The 256-nt window shown below is 43.4% G+C and carries 1 protein-coding gene; it reads left to right on the forward strand.

What is annotated here, in order from left to right; genetic code table 11:
* Positions 1–46: 46 nt before the first annotated feature.
* Positions 47–256, forward strand: a 210-nt coding sequence (gene yaaA, locus AAEZ05_RS29300; RefSeq protein ID WP_350650125.1) for a peroxide stress protein YaaA, incomplete at its 3' end; no start/stop codon positions are given.

The raw sequence follows: 256 nt of genomic DNA on the forward strand, positions 1-256 counted from the left end.
GGGGAGAGTACAAAATACATAGGATTCACTATAATAAGGAATAACTATGTATTTTGTACTCTCCCCTGCCAAATCTCTCAATGAGAAAGACGCGGTGCCAGTCAACTTAGGTAACTACTATAGTCAGCCTGAGCTGATTGAGCACTCACAGGCGCTAATGAAAACATTAAAATCGAAAGAGCCGATTGATTTGCAAGAGCTGATGAGCATCTCCGACGATTTGGCCCAGCTAAATGCTGAGCGCAACCAACAATGG

Origin of the sequence: Pseudomonas sp. HY13-MNA-CIBAN-0226 (genome assembly GCF_040310305.1) — a bacterium.
Lineage (GTDB): Bacteria > Pseudomonadota > Gammaproteobacteria > Pseudomonadales > Pseudomonadaceae > Aquipseudomonas > Aquipseudomonas gregormendelii.